This window comes from Otoolea muris, assembly GCF_943193115.1.
Classification (GTDB): domain Bacteria; phylum Bacillota; class Clostridia; order Lachnospirales; family Lachnospiraceae; genus Otoolea; species Otoolea muris.
Map to the genome: position 1 here is coordinate 1 of NZ_CALPCY010000115.1, position 3449 is coordinate 3449.

Sequence of the window (3449 nt, forward strand, 5' to 3'; positions counted from 1 at the left end):
TGATGAGATGGTGACCGGCGAGTGGAGGAAAGACGGCGCTAAGTGGTTCTATCTGGATGAGGACGGCGACATGCTGATGGATTCCTGGGTAGACGATGACTACTATGTAGGTGCTGACGGCGCTATGCTGGTAAACCAGTGGGCGAAAACGATTTCTGAAGACGGAGTAGATGATCCGGATGAGGACGGTGAACACTGGTATTATTTTGGCAGCAAAGGTAAAAAAATTACTAATGATAATAAAAAGATCGGCGGTAAAACCTATTTCTTTAACGAAGATGGCGAAATGAGAACCGGTTGGTATGAGGATGATAAAAACAATGTTTACTACTTAGGCGAAGAGGATGAAGGCGGAAGAGCTGAAAACCAGTGGTTATGGTTAGAGTGCCCGGGTGATGATGACGATCAGGAGGATGGCGAATGGGATCACAGCGATTGTACTGTCAACTGTGATGACGAAGGCTGGTACTGGTTCGGCAGCGATGGAAAAATGTACCGGGATTCTAAAAAGAAGAAAAGGATCAACGGAAAAGATTACTATTTCAATGCAGATGGCCAGATGCTGTATGAGTGGATTAATACCAGAAATGACAACAACCAGCTTGATGGTATAGAGCGTGAGGAAACGGACAAAAGAAGAGCATCTGAATCCGATGCTCTTTACGGAAATAATGCAGCTTCAAAGGCGGAGGCAGAGCAGGGAGAAAATAGCGAGACTGTAAAGAACATGCGCTATGCAAACCAGGTTGAAGACGGAAGCAGAACAAACGGCTGGTACGAAATCGAGGGGTCAGAGGATGCTTACTCTGATGGTGATACGGATTGGTATTTCTTCGACGATGGCGAAGCCCAGAAAGCAGATGTTACAAAACCTCGTGATATGGTTACGGTAAATGCCTCTTACGCGAAAGACGGTGATGCCAAGGTATACAGGGCAAGAATTAAATGCGATGGCAAATACTTCTGTTTTAATGAGGTAGGGCAGATGCAAACAGGATTACAGTGGGTTGACCAGGCGATTTATTATTTCGATGGAAACGGCTATATGAAGACAGGTAAAGTTGCAGACGTTGAGGAAGAGGATAATGATCTTTACAACTACTATTTCACAACCAAGAGCGGTGGAAATGGTAAGGGTACCAATGGTGAGAAAGATGGTTACCTCTACTGGAATGGTAAGAGGCTGGAAGCAGATGATGATTACAGATTCTATCTTGTAAATGGCAGGGTATATCTCGTAAACAATAAAGGTAAACTTCAGAAGACCAGCAAGGAATATGATCTGGAAGATTATAATACAGAAGATGTGTATGTTAGAATCAATAAGACCAGCTATGCCGTAGAGGGGATCGCTATGGAATTTGTGGGCGATAATGGGTATAAGCTCTTGGATGACAAGAACAAAGTTGTAACTTTTAGTGAGATGGCTAAAAAGTGGTATGATGATCCTGAAGTCAGCTTTGCTGTTATGGTAGATTTTGCAATTGATAAGAAAATTTCTGTGCCGTACATTTCAATTTATGATAATGTATTATCATCTTTGTATATAAATAAAGATAATAAAGTTGCAAGCGATTACTATGGCAAATTCTATGAAGATATGGATGAATTTTGGGATCTTTTTAAGACAGAGCAGTAATCAGAAGTATGCTCCATCTTAAAGCAAAATAAACATAACTGAAGAGAATCATCGCACCAATAATCTCTTTGAATATTGGTGCGATGACTATTTATTTGCTAAATAAAATCAAAAAGTTGTGTCGGAGGACTCCATTATGGCTTCATGCAAGAAGATAATTGTGGGTATTGACATGGGAGCTTCAGAATCAAAGAATGCGCCCGCTTTCTGAATCACTATTTAGCCTTTTTTAGGAAGATTTTCAAGTGTATTTTACTTTTTGTTAGATGAAAAAGCGAGTCTGTAAATTTTTCTGTGTCTGTAGAGGAAAAATCCTTCCGGCAATATTCAGATATGTACAACAGACTGTCGGATTATGGGAGTGATTTTGGTGTCGATTTATCTTTCTGATTATAGTATAACCGATTTCCATGCTTCTATACAGAAATGTCATATTTTTTTGCACCAAAAATAAGACATCCTGACTGCTCTTTTCCGTGGGCTCTGCCCACACCCGACCTCTGGAATAAGATTGGGTTTTCTGGCAATACTATAGATACGGACGTAAGACTGGGAATAGAAGCATTTCTTCACTGTGCGCTGCCCCAGGCTTTTCTTTTTTACAGATATTGTGTCATTGTGTCAGCCGTTCTCCGTAGAGGACTGTGAGCTGGCCAATCACCTGATTCCATCATCTGGAGCGCTGGATCCATTTCTTTACCACGTTCAGGCTTGCCAGGTACAGCATCTTTTCCGACATGATGCGTCTGACTTCATCGGGGAACTGGAAGAAGGAGCTGACGTCTTCCCAGTTATTCTCCCAGTTGCTGACGGCATAGGGATATTTCCTCCCCCATTTTTCCAGGATGTCCGCCAGCGCGTCCAGGGCTGCTTTCTCATTCGGGGCATTGTACACTGCTTTGAAGTCGGACGAGAATTTCTTCAGGTCGCTCAGCATCCCCCTCCAGAGCTTGGAGCTCTCATTGGCCCCTACTGTGATACTGAGTATCTCTTTGTTCCCCTCTGTCGTGACGCCCGGCATCACATAGGCCGCCCGGCTTCCCTGACTTTATAGTGGATGCAGTCCATGAACACAAAAGGGTAGACCGGGTTCAGGGGCAAGGACTGCCATTCCCAGATCTCCGGCAGGATTTTGTCCGTGATCTTGCTGACCATCTCTGCGGACATCTCTATTCCATAGATATCCTGCAGTTGGTCATGGATGTCCCTGCTACTCATTCCCCTGCCATAGAGCGAGATGACCTTCTCCTCAATTCCGGAGACGTCCCTTTGGTACTTGGGAACGATCTTCGGCTCGAACTCGCCGTTCCTGCCCCGGGGGACATCGATCCGAAATTCCCCGTACTGGCTCTTGAGATTCTTTTGGGAATGGCCGTGCGCTTGTTGGCTGTGTCCATGTCGTCTTCCTGGTTCTTTTCATAGCCCACGTCCAGCTCTGCCTCCATGAGCTCCTGTAGGATGTCCTTGAAGCCATCCCTCAACAGGGTGTAGACATCCGCTACGCTGCTGATGTTGTTGTCTGCAATGATTTGTCGAATCTGTTCCTTTGTTATTGGCATAAAAATACTCCTTTTCGATAAGAATTTTCATATCTTGATTCTTACCAAAAAGGAGCCATTTTTTACCAAAGACACAAACTATTTTACACTACCGACTTGGGGATTTAAGAGTGCTCAGCAATACTCTTAAATTCAGTCATAAAATCACCCTACCTATGATAAAAATAAACGATAAGTAACTCAAACTTCCCACACCGATTGGTGTGCTGAACCTTGAAAAATCAATACTTTAGTCCATAAAAAAGGCACAA

1 protein-coding gene and 1 pseudogene are annotated in these 3449 nt (G+C 43.6%); one reads left to right on the forward strand and one right to left on the reverse strand.

Going from position 1 to position 3449, the window contains the following annotated elements; genetic code table 11:
* The coding region (locus tag NFS31_RS26280; protein ID WP_251501915.1) for a hypothetical protein at positions 1 to 1639 on the forward strand (1639 nt) is incomplete at its 5' end.
* Positions 1640 to 2309: 670 nt separating this feature from the next.
* Here NFS31_RS26280 and NFS31_RS26285 read toward each other — a convergent pair.
* Positions 2310 to 3198, reverse strand: a pseudogene (locus NFS31_RS26285) (IS256 family transposase).
* Between the last annotated feature and the right edge of the window lie 251 nt (positions 3199 to 3449).